This window comes from Paenibacillus sp. FSL R10-2771, from assembly GCF_038000205.1.
In the GTDB taxonomy this organism is placed as follows: Bacteria; Bacillota; Bacilli; order Paenibacillales; family Paenibacillaceae; genus Paenibacillus_AQ; species Paenibacillus_AQ phytohabitans.
On sequence record NZ_JBBOBM010000001.1, the window covers coordinates 298,856 to 321,691 of the forward strand.

A 22,836-nucleotide genomic window follows, 5' to 3' on the forward strand; every position below is an offset into this window, starting at 1 on the left:
CGGTATGCCGCAGAAGAAGAAAGTGAATCCGGTGTACGTGGTTGGTATTGCGCTATTGTGCGTTTATTTGTTTTGGGGAGGCACCTATGTCGGCATGAAGATTGCGATTGAGACGATGCCGCCTTTTCTGATGGCTGGAGTACGGTTTTTTGCAGCCGGTGCTGTGCTCTATATGATTGCCAGATTAAGCGGAGCGAAGCGTCCGGCCGGGCGCGAGTGGCGGTCTTCGGCGATTGTCGGCGTCTTGCTGCTGCTTGGAGGCAACGGTGTGGTGGCCTGGTCAGAGCAAAGAGTATCTTCATCCATCGCTTCCCTGATCGTTGCGGCCGTTCCCGTCTGGATGATGCTGATGGGCTGGTTTGGCCGCGGCGGCAAACGTCCGAATACCGGTGTCATCGCCGGGATTGTACTGGGGCTGCTGGGCATTGCAGTGCTGGTCTTCCAGCCGGGGAAGGGAGATACGGGCACCGCCACCGATTTGATCGGTATTATTACCTTATTAATAGCTTCCATAAGCTGGGCAGTCGGATCGATGTATTCACGCAGTGCTGCAATGCCGGATTCCCCGCTGATGTCAACGGCAGCACAGATGCTGACGGGAGGAGCGCTGTTGATGATTTTCTCCTATTTCACCGGCGACTGGTCCAAGCTCGATATTTCCGGCATTTCAATGCGCTCATATTTGGCACTCGGTTATCTGGTCGTCTTCGGCTCCATCGTCGGCTACACGGCCTACATCTGGCTGCTCAAGAATGCTGACGCGTCTCTCGTCTCAACCTATGCCTTCGTTAATCCGGTGGTGGCGGTACTGCTTGGCTGGCTGCTGGTCGGTGAACAGCTTACCTTGAATACACTGATTGCAGCCGTGATCATTATTGCAGCGGTCGTTCTGGTGACTATTTTCCGCGGCAAGCCGCAGCAGGCGGCAACTCAAGCAGCGCTTGATATACAAAAACAGCAGCGGTCGGTACACTGAGAGCATCTTAGCCGAAGGGGTGGAAGCATGTTTGACATGTTGAAGGTGGGCAGGAATATCGTTAGATTGAGAGGAGCCGCCGGGCTTACGCAAATGGGGCTCGCAGATAAGCTGGGAATCAGCTATCAGGCGGTCAGCAACTGGGAGAGAGGCGCAAGTATGCCGGATATCTCCAAGCTTCCGGAGCTGGCGGAAATTTTTGGCGTAGGGATCGGCGAGATCCTCGGAGAAGAGCAAGGGCGAAGCTCCCGGATTATCGAAAGTGTACTGGATCAGACCACGGGGGATTATTTCCAGCGGGGGGAAGGCACGGCACAAGAGCTTTCGGACCTTGCGCCGCTGCTGCAAAATGAACAGATCGGCGAAGCGTTTGAGCATGTGAAGGTGGGTGCGGCAGTAGACGATCTGTTGGCACTGGCGCCATTCTTAAGCGAAGAGACGCTGGATAAATGCGCCGTGGAGGTGTTTGAGCGGGAGGGGATTCAGCCGCTGCTGAAGCTGGCCCCGTTTATGAGTGAGGAGGGGCTGGACGAGCTTGCCAAACAAGCTTATGCCTCAGGAGGAAAACATGCACTTGTGGCGCTTGCCCCGTTTGTAAGTGAGGAGGGGCTGGAGGAATGCGCCAAGCTCGCTTTTGCCAAAGAAGGTCCGGGAGCGCTCCCCCCGCTGGCTCCGTTCCTCGAAGAAGAGCTACTGGATGAGCTGGCAGAGGCAGTCTTTGAGCGGGAAGGCTCGGGAGCGCTGCTCCCCTTGGCTCCGTTCCTCAGTGAAGAGGCGCTGAATGGACTAGCTGAGCGTATCTTCAATAAAGAAGGTGCGGCAGCACTCCTGCCGCTGGCTCCATTCCTCAGTGAGGATATTCTGGGCGATTGGGTGTCGCGGACCTTCGCCAAATAACTGCTGAAACAGCCGGTACTCTTTAGAGTATCCGGCTATTTAGCATGCCTTTATTCCATTTCACGCAGCCTTTCGACGATCGGGCTGCGGGCGAGCGGTCTGTAGGCACTTATTGTGATGAGATAAGACAAAACAGCCAGTACCGGAATGACCAGAATGAACGGCAGCCACATCATGCGGAATTCCATATAGGCCATACCCGCGGCAATATTCCTGGCGATCCAGTAAGTCAGCAGCACGCCTATAGTAGAGGTAAGCAGAGCGGTGAGCAGTACAGTATACAATCCTTCGTAAACAAGCATCCGTTTGAGCTGCTTCTTAGTCATCCCGATGCTCTCCAGAACGGCAAATTCATGCCTGCGGGCGATCACCCCGGTAAGGACAGAATTAATGTAATTGAGCAGACCTATGAGGGCGATTACGAGACTCAGGCCATAGCCGATAATCTCAAAAATACGGATATTATCGCTTAACTCCTCTCTGTAATCTTCTCTGGATTTCAGCTGCAGAGCATCCAGCGGGCGGATGCCCTCTCTGAGCAATTGCCCCGTTTCATCAAGCTTGGCGGGATCTGCATGCAGGGTAAGCGAGAGGATGTCTGCTGGAGTCCCGCTCTCCAAAGTGGCTTGGCGGAGCTTGGCTGCAGGCAGGAAGGCGTTGTAGCCGTTGCCGAAATATGTTTGGGTGGTTGCCGCAAAGAAAGCGTCATATTTCAGCACGGCCATCACTTCGTAGCTCTGCTTCAATCCGGGGTAGCTGATCCTATCTCCGGGATGATAGTAGCTTGCATAGGCGCCTGGCTCTGTAAGAGTCTGGGTCACCAGTATGAAGTCCCCGGAATCAAATTGCTCCCGGTTGAATTCCCCTTCGAGCACATCCTGTTCTGCGAGATCGTACCAGCCTGAATCCAGTCCGAAGAGCTGAGCGTGGACACGGGCAGGGATGCCCTGTGGATTGGCTGACGACTTCAGTGAAGCGCGGATGATATCATCCGGAGGAACGGTGAGCAGGCTATAATAGACTTTATCGATACTGTTCACCCCGTCTATATGACTCAGCTGCCTGCACAGTTCCTCGGACAGCTCTGTTTCATTGACTGAGCGTTCCCCCTCCTGCTGGATAATGCCCTTGTTGTGTATCATATAATCCCCATGAATGTAGGCGCTGAGGTACTTATTGACGTCCATGGAGGAGATTACGGTGAATATCGTATTAAACAGCAGAATGCTTAAGAAAAGCGAAGATAACATCAGGCTCAGCTTCTTTTGACTCCGGAACAGATTGGAGAACGCCATACGGTGTAGCTTGGCCCCGTGGTTTGAGGACCTGAGAGTTTTCACTCCGCCATTCTGAACGCCTGAGAATTTAACAGCTTCCACGGGAGCGATGTCCGCTGCCAGCCGTCCCGGCTTATGCGCTGCGATCCACACGGTCAGGAAGGAGAAGAGGGCTGCGCCTGCAAATATCCATGGACTGGACGAAAGCGAACTTCCTTTAAACTCTCCGGATAGCGAAGTGGTCAGAGGTGTAACCCATCTGCCGATTAGATAGCCGAAGCCAAGGCCGAACGGCAGGGCAATGAGGTATAGCAGCCTGGCTTGAATAGCGATGATTCTCCGCAGTTGTCTCGGGGTGGTGCCAATCATTTTCAGCAGGCCGTAGAACTTCACATCACGGACCACCGAAATATAAAAAATATTATAAATAAGCAGGTAGCCGCTAAGCATAATGATGAAGATAACTGCGGCGTATGGAATGATATTCACTGCATTTTCCGCCAAAGATACACTGGAATAAGCCCAATTGATTCCGATAGGAGCCGTAATTCCCGTGTCTGCCAGGACCTTGTTAAGCTTGCTCTCAATATGAAAGGAATTGCTGAACATGACACTCAGATTTGAGGTATTAACGTAGGAGCCGCTGTCTCTTGATTGTACGGGATCGATGTCTGAGAGGTTTTTATCGGTAAAAGCTTTCGAGACAAAGGCCAGTCCCGCCATCGCAAGCTCCTTGTCCGCTTCATAATAGCCTGACAAAGTGAACTTCTGGCTGATCATCCGCTCACCAATATCTATCTGCAGCGTGATTTCCTTGCCGAGCTCCGGCTGCACCCCCAGCTTGTCCAGAATCCAGGTGTTCAGGGCAACCTCATTCTCTCCAGTAGGCAATCCTCCCTCTGTGAACACGATAAAGCTGTGATCCGCGTAGACCTGATCAATCTGAAGCACCTCAACGGGATCATGCTTAAATTCTTTATTCCCCAGTCTGCCGGAACTGAGCGAGTAGTCATATAGTTTAATTGAAGGATGCTTCCGCAGTGTAGCTGCTTCTTCCGGAGTAAGGTATTTGAAGCCTCCGTGGAAGTCACTTCCGGCTGTTTTCATTTGTGCATATTGCATAGACTGGTTGATACTCAGAGCCATAGTGAAAATGGAAGTAATAAGCAGTGTAGTCAGCACAATAGCGCAGATGGCCGCCAAATTTCGCAACCGGTTGGCCCGCAGGCTGGCCATCGCCAGGTTGAACACGGTCTTCCGGTTGTTTGTAGCGATCATAACCGGCCCTCCCCGGGTGACTGCGTTAATCCTGAGGCGATCCTGCCGTCCTCAATGCGGATGATCCGGTCCGCCATCTGGGCGATGGCTTCGTTATGCGTAATCATAACAATAGTCTGGTCGAATTTGACACTGAGCTGTTTCAGCAGGATAAGCACCTCCTGGCTGGTCTTGCTGTCCAGGTTGCCGGTGGGTTCATCAGCAAGGATAATGGAAGGTTTGGTCGCAAGCGCTCTTGCGATGGCCACGCGCTGCTGCTGGCCGCCGGAGAGTGCAGCAGGCAGATTGCGGGTCTTCTCCTGCAGTCCCAGACTCGTGATAATCAGGTTCAGATACTCCTGGTCGATCTGGCCTCCGTCAAGCTCAATGGGCAGGACGATATTTGCCAGCACATTCAGGATCGGCACCAGATTATAGCTCTGGAAGACGAATCCGACAGAGCGGCGCCTGAAAATGGTTAACTTCTCATCACTCATCTGAAAAATATCATGCCCGTTGACATACACCTTGCCTTCTGTGGCCCGGTCCAGACCTCCGAGCATATGCAGCAGTGTACTTTTTCCGCTGCCGCTCGTGCCGACGATTGCCACGAACTCCCCTTTCTCGACATTCATAGATACGTTATCCAGAGCCTTGACCGTCTGCGCTCCTTTTCCATAATATTTCTTGAGATTCTCTATTCGCAGAATAGGCATGTTATATTCCTCCTGTGCGTATGTTCTTATTCACATCTTCAAGGTATCAGACAAATCTAACAGGAGAGTGTCTGAAATCTGACGGAATGGACATATTCAGCATAGCGGCAGGAAGATCGAGAACACAGTGCCTTGCCCGGGCACAGATGCAGCCTTCATATGTCCGCCTTGTGCAGTGATAATCTCCCGCGCCAGGAATAGTCCTATTCCCACGCCATCTATATCGCGCACATTATTTCCCCGGTAGAACCGCTTGAAGATTTGGGGCAGCTCTTCCTGGGAGATTCCCCGGCCGGTATCTGCGATATCCAGGCGTACAAACATCTCATTCGCTTCAGCGGTGATATGGATGCTGCCTCCCGCTCCTGTATATTTCACGGCGTTCTCCAGCAGATTGAATAACACCTCGGTTGTCCACTTGGAGTCATGGTGCGCGGTGATGTGGGCTTCACAGCTTATACTGATAGTGATACAGCTGCTCTCTGCCTGGATGAAAATCTGCGAAACTGCTTCAGAAACGGCGCGGATCACAGGAGAAGACACCATGTGCAAAGAAATCATGCCCGTCTCAAGTCTGGACAGCTTGACCAGGGATTGGATCAGCCAGTCGAGCTTTTCCGACTGCTTTTTAACTTGGAGAACAAGCGGGAGCGCATGCTCATCATGCACCAGATTTTCCTCAAGCAGCTGGCTGTAAATCATAATATTGGATAACGGTGTTTTGGTCTGATGGGAGATATCGGAGATCAGTTCTTTAATTTTATTCTTTTCCGTCTCCAGATTCTGTCCGTTCACTCTGGCAATCTCTATGTACCGCATTAATTTATGTTCTATGGAGGAGAGAAGGGTTTCTTCATAATTATAGTTTGGCTCACGCCCGAGAGTAGCGTTGTCTACCAGTATCTCTACCTGTCCCATAAAAGAAGTGAGCTGATGCCTGAGCGACCAGGACCAGGCCCCTCCCAGGATCAGCATGCAGAGTATAAACAGAAGGGAGAGTCCGAGGATGGATGAGCCAGTGGTATCCAGTAATATAATACAAGTCACATAAGCCAGCACCAGAATGATAAAAGCCGCAGCAAACCCCAGATTTACCAGCCGGGTATGCGGCAGTCGTTCTTGTCCCTTCATAGAGTCGGCCCTTCTGTCCATGTATACCCTAAACCATAAACGGTCTTAATATATTGGGGCGAGGAGGGTTCAGCTTCGATTTTGGCCCGCAATCTTTTGATCGCTACCGTCAATGCGTTCTCATCCACGAAGACAGCCTCCTGGCTCCACGTTTTGTCGATCAGCTGCTCTCGGGTCAGAATGTTGCCTCTGTTCACTACCAGTATGCGCAGCAGTTTCTGTTCGGACTTGCTCAGCAGCAGGGGGCGGCTGTTCTTGAAATATTCCATTTTGCCAAAATCAAATTCCAGCGGTCCGATAACGATCCTGTCACTGGCAGGTGCATCGCTCCTTCTCAGGACGGCCATTACCCGGGCCCGCAGAATCATCAGACTGAATGGCTTCGTAATATAGTCATCAGCTCCCAGCGCAAAGCCGGTAACAATATCCGGCTCCATGTCGTTGGCTGTCAGAAATATAATCGGCACTTGTGAGGTTCGGCGGATTCTCTCGCAGTAATCGAGTCCGCTTCCGTCCGGAAGATTCACATCCAGCAGAATGAGATCTATCTGGGTTGAGGATATAATCTGATCAGCCATCGCCACAGAATAGGCCTGCTCTATAATTAAGTCATTTTGAGCCAAGGACAGGGCGATTCCCTTGTTCAGGCTTCGGTCATCTTCAACGATCAGCAGTGTCTTCATGGGCGTAACTCCTTTGTGTGGATGAAGCGTTATCTCAATATTATGGCCATGACTGGGAGATCCTGCAAGAGAATATGATGCCGTATAATTTGGAAGGGACAGTAAAAAAAGCTGATCCCCAGCAGAATATCTGCTAAGAATCAGCTTTTAATTAATAAAATGAATTATCAGGGAGGTGTTGGTACAGTTGCCGGCATCGAAATATTGAGACCGCCGCTCATGTATCCTTGAACAGTATTGTTAAGGCTGAGACCTGCCGCGGATGCTGAATATACCATAAGCAGGCGCGTTTGTGCTGTAACAGGAATAGATAGGCCTGTAATTATACCGGAAGAGACGGATCCTACGGATATTATTCCTGTAAGCGAGGGAGACAATGTCATTGCAGTTCCAGGTACAGGCACGAATGTATTGTTGGGCGTTGTACTCGCGTACAGTTGGGCTGTAATAGTTACCGTAGTTCCCACCAGAGAAAGTGCTTGTGTTGTACTGAAATATCCGCTTAGGGATGTAATGGTTCCGGCACTTGGTACAGAAAAGGCATAATTGAGATTTGTGCCGCTTGCTCCGGTTAAATCAATAGTTCCTGAGGTAACGGATACGCCGCTTACTGAGCTTCCGAAGCCAATCAGTGCGCCAGTGCCTGGCAAACCGCCTGCTATCGTAGTTACAGTAGCAGGGTTTCCTGAAGAAAACGGGATATAGGCATTTGCGCTAGCCCCTGGAGTACCAGTGGCGCCAGTCGCCCCGGTGGCTCCTGTAACACCGGTAGCCCCGGTAGCACCGGTAGCCCCGGTAGCACCAGTCGCCCCGGTAGCGCCAGTTACGCCAGTGGCACCAGTAGCGCCGGTGACTCCATCTTCGCCAGTAGCACCAGTAGCACCAGTAGCACCAGTAGCGCCAGTGGTTCCTTCTTCGCCCGCAGGCCCCGTAACGCCAGTGGCTCCAGTAGCGCCAGTTGCCCCAGTAGCTCCATCTTCGCCCGCAGGTCCAGTAGCGCCAGTGGCTCCTGTAGCGCCCGTTGCGCCTGTGGCTCCATCTTCGCCCGCAGGCCCTGTAACGCCAGTGGCTCCAGTAGCGCCAGTTGCCCCCGTTGCCCCAGTAGCTCCCTCTTCGCCCGCAGGGCCGGTAGCGCCAGTGGCTCCAGTAGCGCCAGTTGCCCCCGTTGCCCCAGTAGCTCCATCTTCGCCCGCAGGGCCGGTAGCCCCAGTGGCGCCTTCTTCACCGGCTGGGCCGGTAGCCCCAGTAGCCCCAGTAGCGCCGACTTCGCCGGCGGGCCCCGTTGCCCCGGTAGGCCCCGTGGTTCCGGTTACGCCGGTCTCACCTGCCGGGCCCGTTGCACCTGTTGCGCCTATTTCACCGATAGGACCGGCAGACCCCGTCGCACCAGTCGCCCCGATTGCTCCTTGGTTTCCTGAGGAGCCAGCGCTGCCTGTTGCTCCGGTTGTACCCGTTGCGCCAGTCGCCCCTGTAGCGCCAGTCGCCCCCGTAGCACCCACCAGGCCTGCTGCACCAGTAGCTCCGGTTTCGCCTTTTGGCGCCGGCAGCGTAATTTCTGCCTTGGTAATGTCGGCGATTTCAATATAAGAAGCTGCTCCGTTACTGTAGATTGCCGTGATGGGCTGCCCGGCGGCTATATCAGAAGCGGAAGCTCCGCCAGTGCCGAAGATCAGTGTTGTGCTGTCAATCTTAAGGTTCACGACTTGACCAGCTTCTGTCAGTACACCAATCTGGCTGCCAGTCAGGCTGACGACAGTGCCGCGGGCAACAGTTCCGGATTGGGCCGGAGCATATCTTTCCGCCAGGCTGAAAATAGCTGCCGCCTGGGCACGGGTCACATCAGCGGTAGGTCTGAACGTTTTATCCTCGAAGCCTTGGACTACTTTTAACTGGGAAGCTGCATTGATATAGCCGGTAGCCCAAGCGGAAATTTGATTCTCGTCATTGAAGGGGAGTGGTTCGCTGGCCAGGGCAAGTGCTTCATTCTCCTTGTCGAGCAGACGGATCACAAGTTTAGTCAGCCACTCGCGGCTGGCATTCTGTGTTCCCCAGCCCGAAGCGGCTTCCTCTTCAGGTTTAATTAAACCTTCATTAATAGCGGTCTGCACCCAGGCACTTGCCCAATCACTGACTTCAAGCGAAGAACTGGCCGAAGTGCCGGAAGGCTCCTCTGTGCCCAGGAAACGGACAGCCATAATTGCAGCTTCCTGATGAGTCAGCGGCGCCTTTGGATTGAAGTTCCCGGTGGTATCTCCCTCCGCAAACCCCAAAGCGGCGATTTTCATTACATATTTGTACATCCACGAGCTGCTGCTTACATCATTGAAGGCTTTCTTTTCAGCTGCGGAGGCAATGCCTGTACCGCCGAATCCGGCACTGGGCAGCACGGCTGTTACCTGGCTAAGCACCATAACCGCCATTGAGGTTTTTACTAAAGCGGGTTTGATATCCTTTTTGGAGTTTTCGCTGCCGTGGGCGATTTCTGTATAGCGGGTTGTTGCTTTTTTCATCGAGTAGTTCCCCCTAAAGTATATGTTTGTCTTGCAACGCCCAGGCCGGTGAAGTAGGCTCTGTTCGCCAGCACTTTGCTGTCAAAAGGAATGTGTTCCGCAGCCATTTCGTTATGGGCACTGGCCCGTTCATATTGGCCGATGCGGTCATAACAGACACAGAGCTGCAGATGCGGCAGCCAGCTCCAGCAGGCATGCTGGAGAATGGCGTAATTGTCCAGCGGCTTGGTTAATTCGCTCGCCATTTTGTACCAGAAGATGGCTTTGCTGAAGTCGTTCTCCAGCATGTACAGGCTGCCAAGCCGGCAGCAATTCTCTGCGCGGGGCAGATCATAAGAGAAAGACTGGAGCGCTTTAGCTTTGGCCTGTTGTTCATTGCCAAGCTCCCGGTAGCAATCGGAGAGGCTTCCGCAGGCATTGATCCGGTCCTCGATCCAGCTGTCTACCTGCTGCAGGAACATTTCATAGAAAGAGATGGCTTTGTCCCATTGCTTATGTTCCCTCAGCTCATTGGCGAAGTAGAACAGATCCCGGGTGGAGAAAATCTCCCCGGCCGCATGACGGCTCTCGTAGATATTCAGGTTGCGGTCAGAATTCCCGTGGACTCTGCCATGGGTGATGGAAATATCCGAACGTCGCACCTTGCCGCTAACCTCCAGGTATTCATGGACGATACCGATCCAGCGGAAGCCGTTCTCCCGCTTGACCAGGCGGTTGCGTGTAAGGCTGGAGGTGACATTACCATGCTCGTCAAAGGCCAGATTGTAATTCATGGATACCGCGTCCATATCCCATTCCAAGGCGCTCTTCAAGGTGCTGAACTTCTCGGCATCTGCAGGCAGCAGAATATCATCAGCATCCATCCAGAGCAGGTAATCCTGTGTCGCCAGGCTGAAGGCATAATTCCGCGCTTTGGCAAAATCGTTGACCCATGTGAAATCAGCTACCTTGTCCGTGTAGCGCAGAGCAATTTCCCTGGTGCGGTCTGTTGAACCAGTATCCACAATGATGATCTCATCCACCAGTCCTGAGACACTGTCCAGACAGCGTTCAAGAGTGGCTTCCTCGTTCTTGACAATCATGCAGAGACTCACGGTGACGCTGCGTTTCATTTCATATAGAGCACTTGTAATATCGAGGCCCCATTTCCTGCGGGCTTTTTCTTTATTGGCAATCAGCTGTGCGTTGTACCAGCCGGGTGATTCCGGGAACAGCGGTGGAGGCTGGATATAGCGCACGAAGCAGTCCAGGGCGATCTGCAGACTGTATCCTGCCTGGAGCGCACGGTAGCATAGATCGTCATCCTCGTAGCATTCCAGTCCGAATTGTTCATCGAAGCCTCCGAGCTGACCGAAGGCATCACGGCGCATGAGCAGCAGATGGCTTAGCAGCCGGGTTGTGGTCTTGGCTTGTCCGGCTTTGGAGAGTGCGAACGATCTGGCGATATGATCCAGCTGCTCCATCTCTGTACAGATCACCGGAAGTCTTTGCGGGCCGCTAACATCATTGCTGACAGGGCCGATCATCGCCGCCTGCGGGTGCTGCCGGGCACAGCCGGTCAGGCTGGACAGCCATTCTTCAGACACAATCATATGGTCACGCATGAATACAAGGTATTCACCAGCCGCAAAGGATGCGCCCAGATTGTATCCTCCGGACACGCCGATACGTTCCTTGGACGAGAAGGAGCGCGCTTTTTTATGGAGAGTTAAATAGCTGCTGATCTCTTCACCGCCGCCATCGTTAATCACAATCAGCTCATAGGGGGCTTCCGTAAATAACTCAATACTGGCCAGGCATGATTTAAGTAATCGAAGATGTTGGGCCAATATGATAATGGATACTTGCATTCAATCCCTCCATTTGATTTGAAATGATATATATCACACTCTATCACAGTAAAGTGGACATATTCTGGACATTACCCGACAAAAGTCTTCATTATAATGTAGAGTCCAACAATAGTTGTGTAGCTTTATGCAAGATGAATTATTTCCCGAGCCCCGCAGTCTGCGGTCGTGCATAAGTCCCCGACTAAGGTCCAGTACATAAAACCGTCCACAGTCTGTTTTGAAAATCTGCGGTTTGCCCTAGAATAAGGTTATAAGAAAGAGATCAGCGAAAGGCGGTGAGAAAAAATGCAAAGAAAAGGTAACGGACTTGCGATTGTGCTGATTGCAATTGGAGCGGTAATGCTGTTAGGGATTTTGCCTCATTTGATTCACGGCATCTTCGGCATCCTGTTCCCGGTATTGCTGGTGGTTCTCGGATACTACGGAATTAAGAGCGGACGCAAGATTATCGGCTGGGTGGTAATGTTCATCGGTATCATGTCCCTGCTCTCCAAGCTTTCCTGGATTATCGGACCGCTGCTCGGTGTGGCGCTGGTAGTGTGGGGCATCTCGGTACTCCGGGGTAAGCGGAGCAGAACATACTAAGAGGTAGAACAATTACTTAATTAGAAGCAGGGAGGGAACAGGAAATCATGAGTGTTTTTCGCAGAATGAGGGATATCACCGTAGCCAACTTGAATGAACGCCTGGAGCAGAGTCAGGATCCCGTGAAGCTGATTGATCAATTTCTACATTCAACCCGTGAGGAAATTGGGGAGGCTGAGCGGCTGTACCAGCAGTACGCTTCCCATACGAAGCAATTGCAGCAGCAGGTGAATCAGGCAACCGCCATGAGAAACAAACGTGAAGAGCAGGCACTCCTCGCGCTCAAGGCCGGCGAAGATCATCTCGCCAAACTGGCACTGCAGGAGAAAATTATCCACGAGGAAAAGCTGGAGCAATACAGCGGGCTGCTGGAAACCAGCCAGCAATCACTCTTTGAGCTTGAAAGCCAGTTGAATGAACTCAAAATTGAGTATCAGACAGTGTACAGCAAACGCCAGTTCTATGCAGCCCGGATGGAATCACTTCGGCTGCAGCAGCGCATGAATCAAAGAGCGAGTGCTTACGGCGGCGGTGATGTTCCCAAGATGTTCGGCCGTCTGGAGGACAAGATGACCGATTGGGAGCTGGAAGCCAAAAGCCTGAGCGATTTGCGGCGGATGGGACAGGAATACGCAGTGCAGGCCGGTGAGACGGTGGCGACCGTGCTCGAAAGAGAAATGGCCCGCCTGAAGGAGAAGCTGAACAATGATGGCAGAAAGGAGTAGTACTATGACCCGATTGTACCGTTCAACCAGAGACAGGGTAATGACAGGGCTGGCAGGCGGATTGTCCGAGACACTCGGCATCGACTCCACACTGTTCAGAATTCTGCTGGTGGTCAGCATTCCTTTTAGCGGAGGAGCCACTATCCTGGTGTACCTTATCGCAGCAATGGTAATTCCCAAGGAGCCTACCCAGTACAATCCCTTCGGACCTGGACCCGGTGCGCCGGGCGGCCCATATGGCGGTCCTTACTCAGGCAGACCTGAGCATGGCCGCGGACCGCAGGGACCTCAGGGACAACAAGGATATGGCCCTTACGGCGGACAGCCGGGCTATAATCCCGGCTATGACAAAGCAGGCGCTTACACGGCTCCCGATTCCGGTCTGGATGCCATGATGAAGGATATTGAGAAGAAGGCACTGCAAAAAGAAGTAGAAGAGCTCAAACAAAAACTGTCTAAATATGAGAAGGGAGAAGTGTAAATCATGGGAGTATTCAAACGGATTAAAGATATGACTAAAGCGTCGGTAAACGACATGTTGGATAAGGTAGAGGACCCAATCGTAATGCTGAATCAATATCTGCGCGATATGGAGGCTGAGATTCATGAGGCTGAAGTAACGGTAGCGAAGCAGATGGCCAACGAACGCCGTATGAAGCAGCGTGTGGATGAAGCTGCTAAGGTATCCGGACAGCGTGCAGCACAAGCGGAACTTGCGCTTAAGAACGGCCAGGAGGAAGTTACCCGCAAGCTGCTGGAAGAGAAGATTTATTTCGATCAGAAGCATGTTGAATACAGCGAGCTTCACGCCCAGGCTGAAGTTCAAGCCAAGGAACTGGTGCAGCAGCTTCATGATATGAAGGATGAGTTCTACAAGCTGCGCAACAAACGTAATGAACTGGTCTCCCGCGCTCAAATGGCCAAAGCCAAGAAGCAAATGTCCCAGATCAGCAGTGTACATTCCATTGAAAGCGGAAGTGCATCCCTTGGATTCCACCGCATGGAAGAAAAGATCATGCAGCTTGAAGCGGAAGCAGATGTTATGCGTGCTCCGTATAGCCCTTCGGCAACCGCATATGCTAAGCCGGTAGATCCTGAGAAGCAGCTCAAAGTGGAAGAACAGCTCGCAGCACTGAAGAGCAAGCTGAATTCTGCTCCGGCAGCTCCTTCACTTGATAAAAAAGAAGAATAATGCCTGTTCCTAAAGAATAGGCAGATATGATATGCTGAACAAGGTAAAGCCATACGGTATGGATTCTCCATACCGGTATGGCTTTTGTAGCGGGAAGCGGTTATAGCTGCAGATAAGCTGAGGCTTGCGAAGTCAGCTTGGCAAAACTTAGATTATGCTTACGAAGTCAGTTTTGCTTCAAATATAAGAATTTATATGCTGGCATGATAACTTATCCTTCTATTTCTCGCTGAAACGCACCGTCCCTTAAAAGACGGCGTAGCTGTTTCCGCTTGGCAAAACTTTAAGGAGGTGCGGAATGGATAAACGGAACCGTTTGATTGCCATCGGACTGATTGGTGTCGGCTGCTTGATGATTTTTGGCAAATGGATCGGCTTCTTCTCCATTGTCGCACTCCTGTTCCTGCTGCTGGGGATTTACCGGACAACGTCAGGCAAGGTGAAGCAGGGGTATAAGCTTCTGGGGATCGGCGCGGTGCTGCTGCTGCTGGACCATCTGCTGCTGGTGCTTGGAATCTGCCTGATTTCGCTGGGGATGTTCTTTGTCAAATCCAAAAGAATGCAGCGCAAGGCCGGGTTTATGCAGAAGCAAAGCTTCTCTTCCAGATTCGACTGGGATCTCTCGCCGTGGGTCATGCGCAGCCTCAGTGCCTGGCATGTGCTGGGTGAGGCGGATGTGGATCTTTCGCTGGCGATGGCGGAAGAACAAGAGACAATTATGCTGTTCCAGGGTATTTTTGGCGATGTGGATATTCTGATGTCCGAGGATTACGGGGTAGAGATCGAAGCCTTCGTGCTGTTCGGCTCTATTGAATCCGGCAGTCACCGGGACACAGGGATGCTGAACCGGCTGAACTGGAAGTCACCCAACTACGACAGCAGTGAGCATAAAGTGAAATTCAATATCTCATATCTGATGGGTGATCTCGACATACGGTTTCCCTGATGAATACAGCATATGAGCAGAGAGATGGAAGGGAGGGCTCCCGGGCATGGGCAATAAAAGCAGTAACATGGTAACGCGCAGTATGGGCGAGGGGGCTCTGTTCTCTTTGATCATGCTGCTTGTTATTACATACATTATGTATACATATGGATTATTACAGCCGTTTGAGGACTGGAAGGTCGGCGTGAGAACGGCAATGACGCTGATTCTGCTGCCGATGGCCTTCGGCATCGGGTACGGGTTCTATCAGGGCTTCCGCAGCAAGCGCAAGCTGGAGCTGCTGCGGGCGACACTGGTAGCCTGGGAGAAGGGCAACCTCACCCCGGTAATGCCGGATCTGGGCCATGATGAGCTGGGCCGGCTCGGGGAACAGCTCGGACGGATCGGCGGCAAGTGGGAGAATCAGGTGACTACGCTGCAGCGGCTCTCCACCAATAATGCCAAGCTTGCCGAGCAAGCCCGGGTGACGGCGATTATCGAGGAACGCCAGCGGCTGGCACGCGAGCTGCATGATGCCGTATCCCAGCAGCTGTTCGCGATCTCAATGACGGCAACGGCTGTAGGCCGGACGCTGGAGAAGGATTTCGACAAGGCGCAGCGGCAAATTGCGCTGATTGAGGAGATGTCCGCCGTAGCCCAGTCGGAGATGCGGGCACTGCTGCTGCACCTGCGGCCGGTATATCTGGAAGGCAAGGGGCTGGAGCAGGGGCTGCAGGAGCTGATCAAGGAACTGAAGATCAAGGTTCCGATTGATATTGTGTTCGAGATGGATCAGGGCGTGCAGCTGCTCAAAGGCGTCGAGAATCATTTGTTCCGCATTGTGCAAGAGGCGATTTCGAACACGCTGCGCCATGCCAAAGCGGAGAAGATGGAGATCCGCCTGCACCGCCGCGGCGATACGGTCCGTCTGACGCTGCGTGATGACGGGATCGGCTTTGAGCTGGATGAGAGCAAGCAGACATCCTACGGACTTTCGAATATGCAGGAGCGGATAACGGAGATCGGGGGCTCGATCCAGTTCATCACCGCTCCCGGCAAAGGAATGCGGATTGATATTACCGTACCGGTAGTCAATGAATAGGGGGCAAGGGTAACCATGGAGATGGAGGAAGCGGAAGCGATCAAGGTCCTGCTGGTGGACGATCACGAAATGGTCCGGATCGGACTTGCTGCGGTGCTTGGCACCGAGGATGGGATTGAAGTTGTAGGTGAAGCCGGAAGCGGCGAAGAAGGAATCCGGCTGGCACAGGAATATAATCCGGATGTGGTGCTGATGGATCTGGTGATGGACGGTATGGACGGGATCGAAACAACAAGACAGCTGCTGAAGCTGTACCCGGACTGCAAAGTTATAGTGCTGACCAGTTATTTGGATGATGAGAAAATGTATCCGGTCATTGAAGCCGGCGCGTTCAGCTATCTGCTCAAAACCTCGCGGGCCAGTGAAGTCGCCGATGCAATCCGGGCTGCCGCAAGAGGGCAGTCCGTGCTGGAATCACAAGTGGCTTCCAAAATGATGAACCGGTTCCGCTCGAATGCCAGAGGTGAATCTCCGGCCTACAAGGAACTTACCGAACGCGAGATGGAAGTACTGAAGCTGCTGGCCCAGGGCAAGTCCAATCAGGATATTGCCGATCAATTAATTATTGGAATCAAGACAGTGAAATTCCATGTCACGAATATTCTCGCCAAGCTGGGCGTCGAAGACCGGACCCAGGCGGCTATTTACGCATATAAGAATGGACTGGCGGAATAAAGCCGTAGACCATAGAAGCCATTACGCACTTTCAAGAGAAATCAGCCCTGGCCCGGGAGGGACGGGGAGTTATCTTGAAAGTGTTTTTGCGTGCGCGTAAGGCTCACGTCCTTGCAGTTTGTATACATAACCTAAGGATAAGAGCAGATAACTAACCCCAAACCCGAGATAGACACCGGTTAGTTCGAGCTTCCGGATACATATATAAATGATCACCAGGGATACTGCATACACCACCCCCGAGTACATAAGCACCCACTTCTCCAGGTCAATCGCCTGCAGGGTAGAGCGCATAATCATCTGCAGCCCGTTCATCAGATTCAGCGCCAGCGCCAGCGGAAGAACATGTTCCACTAGTGAGATGACAACGGCCTTATCTGTGATGATGGCGATAAGCGGATAGGAGAAGGAGATCACGATCAAGGTTAGCGGAATGCTGATCATTAACATAAGCTGGAGTGACAAATACGAATATTTGGTGTACCCTGCTTGCTGCTTGCCGTAGGCCTGGGCGGTAATTGTCATACAGCTGCCCGCGAAGCAGTACATGGGAATCATAATGATCTCAAGCAAAGTGGTCACAACGGTGTATGACGCGATGAATTCAGAATCCATTCTGGAGATGATCGCCATGATGCCCATTGCAAACAAAGTATATTCAATAAGGTCCTGAAGAGCCATGGGGAAGTAGAGTTTCAGCAGCTGCTTGGCAATGGGCCGGTTGATCTGAAGAGAGAAGCTGAATAAGCTGCTTTTGCGGAAAAAATAGATGCAGACTATAATGCTCGCACCATAGCCCGCGACAGAGCCGACAGCGGCGCCGCTCATACCCAGCGCAGGAAATCCCCATTTGCCGAAGACGAGCACATAATCGAAGAATATATTCACGATGCCTGCTGCCGCGAAACTGAATGTTAACAGCTTGGCTTGGTTGATGTTCTTGAAATAGGCTGAGAAATTAAACAGAACCATATTCATGCCCATGGTCATTCCGCTGATATACAAATAATGAGTGGCAGGTGCGAAATTCAGATCATAGACCGTGCCCAATATCCATCTGCCAGTCCCTAACAGCAGCAGTTCGAACAGGATGCCGATCATGATGGACATTGTCATGCTTGTATTAAAAGCTTGGCCAAACTTAGGAATATCATTGTTGCCAAAGAATCTTCCGCCGATGATGTTGAAGGCTGCGCATAGAATGCCGATCGTTCCGGTGATCAGAAAAATAAAAGATGAGGCGATGCCCACTGCGGCAAATTCTTCAACGCCAAGCCTGCCGATAATCGCCTGGTCGCCGAGCTGAAAGAGAAGCTGGAGGATCTGGAGGAAAAGCATAGGGACAACCAGATCGTTGATAAGCCGGAAGTCAGCGCTGTTTCGGTGAAACCACTTTTTAAGCATGCTGATTGAGTACCTCTTCTATGTTTATAATATGAATCCTATTAATGGAAATATAAACTAATAAATACTTCTATAGAAATGATTAAAATCTCATTACATTCCGAGTGAACTATGCAGCTGCCGGATCGGGAGTCTCAGACAGTCTCTCTCAGCGGGGTATATCTTTCTCTGAAGCTGGATATCCTGTCTAGTAGATTACTAGAACGGATTGAGAGGGAGATGCAGAGTGGGGAACAGAGGACAGAGCAGAGTGATACTGGTGCTGGCGGGCTTGTGTGTGGCGGTTATGCTGCTTAGCGGCTTCCGCAGCGCGGGGACAGCCGGAGGAAATGGCTTACAGGAAGTATCTGCTGTGTCTGCGGTCACTGCTTCTACGGCCGGTGCGGGAGAGCTTCAGGATTCTCTGGCGCTGCTGACTACACTCGGCCGCGAGGTATCTGCTCCCGGGGCTCCGCTCCGGCTCGTATTGAAGTGGCAGGGAGAATATAGCGGAGAAGCTGCGGCAGACGCTACTGTACAGAACCTGTCTTCCCGGCTCGGACTCGGTGAAGTCAGCTCCTCTGATGAGGACGGGCATCTAACCTTACGTTCCTCCGCAGAACTCAGCGGAGGAGCGCAGGTCTCCCTGTTCTGGAGCGAGCTCGGCGGCGGACGGAGTTATTGCATCGTCACCTTCGAGACGGCGGATCTTCTGGGCTCGCCCAAGCTTCCGGCAGCAGCCGGAGACGCGGGAAAGGCGATGCTTCAGGCGGGTATTGCGGCAGAGTGGAACGTCTCGCTGCAGGCTCCGGCGAAGGAGCAGAGCGGACCTCAGGCTGCGCTCCTGGCCACAGAACAGAACCTTGCAGCGCAGCTCCCCGGCATTCATGCGGAAGAGAACTACGCAGATGAAACTACATCCAGCCGTTCGTATAGCGTGCCCGGCCTGCAGCGCACCGTCAGCAGCGGCGGACATGAGCTTGCGCTCCAGCTGGCGGTGCACAGGGACGGGAATGAGGACAGAAACCGTGTGACCCTCGGACTTCCGCTGATTACGATCGAATATTGAAGCCGGAGATTTCCGGGCTTACTCCGCAGCGGCTCCACGTTGCGGAGCTTTTGGCGGGGCGGTATAATATCGGTAGTATAAGCGGGAACATGTGAAAGCATAAGAAAGAGTAATGGAAAATTACGAAATCCCGAGAAAAACTGTCAGGAATGTGATAGCATCCTTAGTGCAATTATGATAAAATGACATCACGCCGTCATGCGTATTTTATATCATGAGCGGCGCTGAGAATGAATGTCAACTATATTACATACAGAGAGATGAGGAGCCATGGCTGAAAATCAAACCCTTGATGCACTGCATACACCCGGTGCTGTATTCTTTATCTTCGGGGCAACCGGAGATCTAGCCCGGCGTAAGCTTTTCCCGGCGATTTACAGTTTGTACCGTGAAGGCAAGCTGACACATGATTTTGCGGTAATTGGCGTGGCTCGGCGTCCCCGTACCCAGGATGAATTCCGGGAAGATGTGAAGGAATCCATCCGCGAGTTCTGCCGCTACCAGGCAGGAGATGCTGCGGAATGGAACGAGTTCGTGCAGCATTTCGAATACAAGTCTCTGGACATCAACAATATTGACGGTTTCCGTGAGCTGAATGCCCAGACGGAAGCGCTCGAAGAGAAGTTCCATATTCCGGGCAACCGCCTGTTCTATCTGGCGCTTGCACCTGAACTGTTCGGCAGTGTCTCCTTCAACCTGAAGGCTGGCGGCATGCTGCAGACCCGGGGCTGGAACCGTCTGGTGATCGAGAAGCCATTCGGCTACAATCTGGAATCCGCTGAACAGCTGAACGAGCAAATCCGCCAGGTGTTCAAGGAAGAAGAGATTTACCGGATTGACCATTACCTCGGTAAGGAAATGGTGCAGAATATTGAAGTGATCCGGTTCGCCAATGCTTTCTTCGAGCCGCTATGGAACAACAAGCATATCGCCAACATTCAGATCACACTCGGGGAAACCGTGGGTGTGGAAGAGCGCGGCGGGTATTACGATCATGCCGGAGCACTGCGCGATATGGGACAGAACCATATTCTGCAGCTGCTGACAATGATCGCTATGGAACCGCCAAGCCGTCTGCTGGCTGAAGATATCCGTGATGAGAAAGTGAAGGTGCTCCGTTCGCTTCGTCCTTACGCTACGGCGGAAGAGGTTCGCGAGAACGTAGTGCGCGGTCAATACACGCAAGGGCTCTACAAGGGCAAGACCCTTCCGGCTTACCGCCAGGAAGATAAGGTGGACCCGGAATCGAATACGGAGACGTACTTCGCAGCCCGTGTATTTGTAGACAACTTCCGCTGGGCAGGGGTTCCCTTCTATATCCGTACCGGCAAACGTCTGCCTGTGAAGACTACGGAAGTGGTTGTAGAGTTCAAAGGAATGCCGACCAATGTTTATCTGGGCCAGAAGCATAATCTGGAGCCGAACCTGCTCGTAATCCGTGTGAATCCGATGGAAGGCATCTACGTGAAGATCAATGCCAAGAAGCCTGGCTCGGAATCGGAAATTCAGCCGCTGGCGATGGATTTCTGCCAGAGCTGCATGATCGGCATCAACTCGCCGGAAGCTTATGAGCGTCTGCTGCATGATGCTGCGCGCGGGGATTCCACTTACTTCACCCGCTGGGATGAAGTGTCCTCGGCCTGGTCCTTCGTGGACCGTATCGCCAAGGCATGGAAGGAAGAGAGCAACGATCTCGCTTCCTATCCTGCCGGCTCCTGGGGGCCGGTCGAAGCCGATCAGCTGCTGGCTGGCGAAGGCTTCCACTGGTGGCCGGTTAACGGCCAGGATGAAGACAATGTGGTTTGGCAGGTTAACCGCTAAATCTTGAATAAGAGTACTGTTAGAGATCCCTCTGCATATCGCTGCAGGGGGATCTTTTTGCGGAATAACGGATTTCCTGCGGACCAGTCAGCCGAATTTGCTCTAAAGCCGGAATTTCTGTACATAATATTGCAAGATATTTGACTTGCGGAGCTTTTTTGTAGATAATGTTTGCCGGATTTTGCTATACTAAAAAGGATGCTTTCAAAATAAAGAATTTCTAGGCAAGGCGCCATAAAATATCCTATAAACCGTACTTCAACGATGTAACGATGAATTCTACGTGAAAGGATCTGGACGAATGAGTAGTGCACCGATTTGATGAAATCCGGTAATTGAAGCAGAAGCATGGATGAATTTATATATGAAGGGATATGTGTAATGAATAAGGCACCGGACCACAAGCTTCAGAGTGAAGTAGACAAACGCAGAACCTTTGCGATTATTTCCCACCCCGATGCGGGTAAAACAACGCTGACCGAGAAACTGCTCCTCTTCGGGGGCGCTATCCGCTTAGCAGGTACAGTCAAAGCCCGTAAGGCAAGCAAGCATGCCACAAGTGACTGGATGGAAATTGAGAAGCAGCGCGGAATCTCCGTCACTTCTTCCGTCATGCAGTTTGATTATCTGGACCACCGGGTGAACATTCTGGATACCCCGGGTCACCAGGATTTCAGTGAAGACACTTACCGTACGCTTACTGCGGCTGACAGTGCGGTCATGCTGATCGACGTAGCCAAGGGTGTGGAAACTCAGACGATCAAGCTGTTCCAGGTCTGTGCCAAGCGGGGCATTCCGATCTTCACCTTCATCAACAAGCTGGACCGTGAAGGCCGCAATCCCTTTGAGCTGATGGAAGAGCTGGAGAATGTACTGGGTATCCGCTCTGTACCAATGAACTGGCCGATCGGCATGGGCCGTGAGCTGTGCGGCGTATACGACCGGATGAAGAATCAGGTTGAGCTGTTCCAGGGCGACGATCATTCCGTGATCAGAGTACAAAAAGTGGAAAGCTACCGCGACCCGATCATCCGCGAGATGGCCGGAGAATACCTGCATGACCAATTATGTGCGGATCTGGAGCTGCTGGATGTAGCGGGCGATCCGTTTGACTATGAGAAAGTACTCCGCGGAGAGATTACTCCGGTATTCTTCGGCAGTGCGATCAACAACTTCGGCGTGCAGACCTTCCTTGATAACTTCCTGGATCTTGCACCGAAGCCTGAACCACGCCGCAGTACAGCTGGATCTGTTGAACCGACAAATGAGAAATTCACCGGCTATGTGTTCAAAATCCAGGCTAACATGAACCCGGCTCACCGTGACCGCATTGCCTTCCTGCGCATTGTGTCCGGCAAGTTCGAGCGCGGCATGAGCGTGAAGCATGTGCGTGCCGGCAAAGACATCAAGCTGTCCCAGCCGCAGCAGTTCCTGGCCCAGGACCGCGATATTGTAGAAGAGGCGTATCCGGGTGATATTATCGGTCTGTTCGACCCGGGTATCTTCCGGATTGGCGATACGCTGAGTCAGGCAGGGGATATCGAATTCGATGAGCTGCCGACCTTCTCGCCGGAGATTTTCTCCAAAGTGAGCATTAAGAATGCGCTGAAATCGAAGCAGTTCCAGAAGGGCATTGACCAGTTAACTGAAGAGGGCATGATCCAGGTATTCCGCACCGTTAACTTCGATGATATCCTGCTGGGCGTCGTCGGACAGCTGCAGTTCGAGGTGTTCGAGTACCGCATGAAGGGCGAGTACGGCGTAGATGTCCAGCTGCAGCGGATGAGCTACCAGTTCGCACGCTGGATTGTGGATGACACCAAGCCGGATGCAAGCAAATTCCGGATCAACTCCACGCTGGTTACCGATAAGAAGGGTAATTATGTAGTGCTGTTCGAGAACGAATACGCCATGCGGACCGCTATGGAGAAGAATCCGACGGCGAAATTCCTGGAAACCGCGCCTTGAGATGTACTGTTGAAGTAGGATAAGCTGACCGCTTATTCAATTGTTTGTTATAAAAAACCTCCGCGATCCACTGTGCAGCTGCACATGTGGA

Annotated in this window: 19 protein-coding genes; 12 read left to right on the forward strand and 7 right to left on the reverse strand. The window is 52.3% G+C overall.

The annotated features are described in order from the left end of the window. Positions 1-4 precede the first annotated feature (4 nt). Entirely contained in the window at positions 5-976 is a 972-nt protein-coding gene (locus NSU14_RS01420) for an EamA family transporter (protein WP_340942283.1), read from the forward strand. A 27-nt stretch (positions 977-1,003) separates the two neighbouring features. Further along, positions 1,004-1,873 carry a helix-turn-helix domain-containing protein gene (locus tag NSU14_RS01425; protein ID WP_076247725.1) on the forward strand — a complete coding sequence of 290 codons (870 nt, stop codon included), beginning with the start codon at positions 1,004-1,006 and terminating at the stop codon, positions 1,871-1,873. Positions 1,874-1,923: 50 nt separating this feature from the next. Here NSU14_RS01425 and NSU14_RS01430 read toward each other — a convergent pair whose 3' ends face one another. The 6 genes from NSU14_RS01430 to NSU14_RS01455 form a co-directional block, all read right to left on the reverse strand. Beyond that, positions 1,924-4,428, reverse strand: coding sequence for an ABC transporter permease (locus NSU14_RS01430; RefSeq protein ID WP_042139936.1), 2,505 nt, complete (start codon positions 4,426-4,428; stop codon positions 1,924-1,926). Further along, positions 4,425-5,123: an ABC transporter ATP-binding protein gene (locus tag NSU14_RS01435; protein WP_042139934.1), complete on the reverse strand. Its 699-nt coding sequence runs from the start codon at positions 5,121-5,123 to the stop codon at positions 4,425-4,427. Before NSU14_RS01435 ends, NSU14_RS01430 begins: the two co-directional genes overlap by 4 nt. A 96-nt stretch (positions 5,124-5,219) precedes the next feature. Beyond that, a complete protein-coding gene (locus tag NSU14_RS01440; protein ID WP_042139933.1) occupies positions 5,220-6,254 on the reverse strand; it encodes a sensor histidine kinase in 1,035 nt (344 codons plus the stop codon). Continuing rightward, entirely contained in the window at positions 6,251-6,937 is a 687-nt protein-coding gene (locus NSU14_RS01445; RefSeq protein WP_042139931.1) for a response regulator transcription factor, read from the reverse strand. The genes NSU14_RS01440 and NSU14_RS01445 overlap by 4 nt, the downstream gene beginning before the upstream one ends. 167 nt (positions 6,938-7,104) lie before the next feature. Continuing rightward, on the reverse strand, positions 7,105-9,447 hold the full coding sequence (locus NSU14_RS01450) for an exosporium glycoprotein BclB-related protein (protein WP_340942288.1): 2,343 nt from the start codon (positions 9,445-9,447) through the stop codon (positions 7,105-7,107). Beyond that, positions 9,444-11,297 (reverse strand): glycosyltransferase, encoded by a 1,854-nt coding sequence (locus tag NSU14_RS01455; protein ID WP_340942291.1) that lies wholly within the window; start codon positions 11,295-11,297, stop codon positions 9,444-9,446. The genes NSU14_RS01450 and NSU14_RS01455 overlap by 4 nt, the downstream gene beginning before the upstream one ends. A gap of 288 nt (positions 11,298-11,585) precedes the next feature. Here NSU14_RS01455 and NSU14_RS01460 point away from each other — a divergent pair, with 288 nt between their 5' ends. The 7 genes from NSU14_RS01460 (at position 11,586) to NSU14_RS01490 (ending at position 16,504) form a co-directional block, all read left to right on the forward strand. Beyond that, the gene (locus NSU14_RS01460; RefSeq protein ID WP_039307338.1) at positions 11,586-11,885 is read left to right on the forward strand and encodes a LiaF transmembrane domain-containing protein; all 300 of its coding nucleotides are present in this window, start codon (positions 11,586-11,588) and stop codon (positions 11,883-11,885) included. Between the two features lie 47 nt (positions 11,886-11,932). Further along, on the forward strand, positions 11,933-12,610 hold the full coding sequence (locus tag NSU14_RS01465) for a PspA/IM30 family protein (protein WP_042239590.1): 678 nt from the start codon (positions 11,933-11,935) through the stop codon (positions 12,608-12,610). 4 nt (positions 12,611-12,614) lie between these two features. Further along, positions 12,615-13,091: a PspC domain-containing protein gene (locus tag NSU14_RS01470; protein WP_042139929.1), complete on the forward strand. Its 477-nt coding sequence runs from the start codon at positions 12,615-12,617 to the stop codon at positions 13,089-13,091. Positions 13,092-13,094: 3 nt separating this feature from the next. Further along, positions 13,095-13,802, forward strand: coding sequence for a PspA/IM30 family protein (locus tag NSU14_RS01475; RefSeq protein ID WP_039307345.1), 708 nt, complete (start codon positions 13,095-13,097; stop codon positions 13,800-13,802). Positions 13,803-14,100: 298 nt separating this feature from the next. After that, positions 14,101-14,748: a cell wall-active antibiotics response protein LiaF gene (gene liaF / locus NSU14_RS01480; RefSeq protein ID WP_039307347.1), complete on the forward strand. Its 648-nt coding sequence runs from the start codon at positions 14,101-14,103 to the stop codon at positions 14,746-14,748. 46 nt (positions 14,749-14,794) lie between these two features. Continuing rightward, the gene (locus tag NSU14_RS01485) at positions 14,795-15,829 is read left to right on the forward strand and encodes a sensor histidine kinase (RefSeq protein ID WP_340942297.1); all 1,035 of its coding nucleotides are present in this window, start codon (positions 14,795-14,797) and stop codon (positions 15,827-15,829) included. A 21-nt stretch (positions 15,830-15,850) separates the two neighbouring features. Continuing rightward, positions 15,851-16,504 (forward strand): response regulator, encoded by a 654-nt coding sequence (locus NSU14_RS01490; protein WP_039307403.1) that lies wholly within the window; start codon positions 15,851-15,853, stop codon positions 16,502-16,504. A gap of 69 nt (positions 16,505-16,573) precedes the next feature. Here NSU14_RS01490 and NSU14_RS01495 read toward each other — a convergent pair whose 3' ends face one another. Beyond that, entirely contained in the window at positions 16,574-17,908 is a 1,335-nt protein-coding gene (locus NSU14_RS01495; protein WP_076247713.1) for an MATE family efflux transporter, read from the reverse strand. A gap of 226 nt (positions 17,909-18,134) precedes the next feature. Here NSU14_RS01495 and NSU14_RS01500 point away from each other — a divergent pair, with 226 nt between their 5' ends. The 3 genes from NSU14_RS01500 to NSU14_RS01510 all read left to right on the forward strand — a co-directional run bounded on the left by NSU14_RS01500 (position 18,135) and on the right by NSU14_RS01510 (position 22,745). Beyond that, complete coding sequence (locus tag NSU14_RS01500; RefSeq protein ID WP_076247711.1) at positions 18,135-18,956, forward strand: YwmB family TATA-box binding protein; 822 nt, start codon at positions 18,135-18,137, stop codon at positions 18,954-18,956. Positions 18,957-19,226: 270 nt separating this feature from the next. Next, positions 19,227-20,777 (forward strand): glucose-6-phosphate dehydrogenase, encoded by a 1,551-nt coding sequence (gene zwf, locus NSU14_RS01505; RefSeq protein ID WP_039307355.1) that lies wholly within the window; start codon positions 19,227-19,229, stop codon positions 20,775-20,777. A gap of 381 nt (positions 20,778-21,158) precedes the next feature. Then, positions 21,159-22,745: a peptide chain release factor 3 gene (locus tag NSU14_RS01510; RefSeq protein WP_042139924.1), complete on the forward strand. Its 1,587-nt coding sequence runs from the start codon at positions 21,159-21,161 to the stop codon at positions 22,743-22,745. Positions 22,746-22,836: the final 91 nt, after the last annotated feature.

Excerpts from the sequence above, each read along its gene's own strand:
- liaF (WP_039307347.1), top strand. The coding sequence starts at position 14,101 with ATGGATAAACGGAACCGTTTGATTGCCATCGGACTGATTGGTGTCGGC.
- NSU14_RS01455 (WP_340942291.1), bottom strand. The coding sequence starts at position 11,297 with ATGCAAGTATCCATTATCATATTGGCCCAACATCTTCGATTACTTAAA.
- NSU14_RS01440 (WP_042139933.1), bottom strand. The coding sequence starts at position 6,254 with ATGAAGGGACAAGAACGACTGCCGCATACCCGGCTGGTAAATCTGGGG.
- NSU14_RS01485 (WP_340942297.1), top strand. The coding sequence starts at position 14,795 with ATGGGCAATAAAAGCAGTAACATGGTAACGCGCAGTATGGGCGAGGGG.
- NSU14_RS01475 (WP_039307345.1), top strand. The coding sequence starts at position 13,095 with ATGGGAGTATTCAAACGGATTAAAGATATGACTAAAGCGTCGGTAAAC.
- NSU14_RS01510 (WP_042139924.1), top strand. The coding sequence starts at position 21,159 with ATGAATAAGGCACCGGACCACAAGCTTCAGAGTGAAGTAGACAAACGC.
- NSU14_RS01430 (WP_042139936.1), bottom strand. The coding sequence starts at position 4,428 with ATGATCGCTACAAACAACCGGAAGACCGTGTTCAACCTGGCGATGGCC.
- NSU14_RS01450 (WP_340942288.1), bottom strand. The coding sequence starts at position 9,447 with ATGAAAAAAGCAACAACCCGCTATACAGAAATCGCCCACGGCAGCGAA.
- NSU14_RS01460 (WP_039307338.1), top strand. The coding sequence starts at position 11,586 with ATGCAAAGAAAAGGTAACGGACTTGCGATTGTGCTGATTGCAATTGGA.
- NSU14_RS01495 (WP_076247713.1), bottom strand. The coding sequence starts at position 17,908 with ATGCTTAAAAAGTGGTTTCACCGAAACAGCGCTGACTTCCGGCTTATC.
- NSU14_RS01420 (WP_340942283.1), top strand. The coding sequence starts at position 5 with ATGCCGCAGAAGAAGAAAGTGAATCCGGTGTACGTGGTTGGTATTGCG.
- NSU14_RS01470 (WP_042139929.1), top strand. The coding sequence starts at position 12,615 with ATGACCCGATTGTACCGTTCAACCAGAGACAGGGTAATGACAGGGCTG.
- zwf (WP_039307355.1), top strand. The coding sequence starts at position 19,227 with ATGGCTGAAAATCAAACCCTTGATGCACTGCATACACCCGGTGCTGTA.
- NSU14_RS01490 (WP_039307403.1), top strand. The coding sequence starts at position 15,851 with ATGGAGGAAGCGGAAGCGATCAAGGTCCTGCTGGTGGACGATCACGAA.
- NSU14_RS01465 (WP_042239590.1), top strand. The coding sequence starts at position 11,933 with ATGAGTGTTTTTCGCAGAATGAGGGATATCACCGTAGCCAACTTGAAT.
- NSU14_RS01435 (WP_042139934.1), bottom strand. The coding sequence starts at position 5,123 with ATGCCTATTCTGCGAATAGAGAATCTCAAGAAATATTATGGAAAAGGA.
- NSU14_RS01425 (WP_076247725.1), top strand. The coding sequence starts at position 1,004 with ATGTTTGACATGTTGAAGGTGGGCAGGAATATCGTTAGATTGAGAGGA.
- NSU14_RS01445 (WP_042139931.1), bottom strand. The coding sequence starts at position 6,937 with ATGAAGACACTGCTGATCGTTGAAGATGACCGAAGCCTGAACAAGGGA.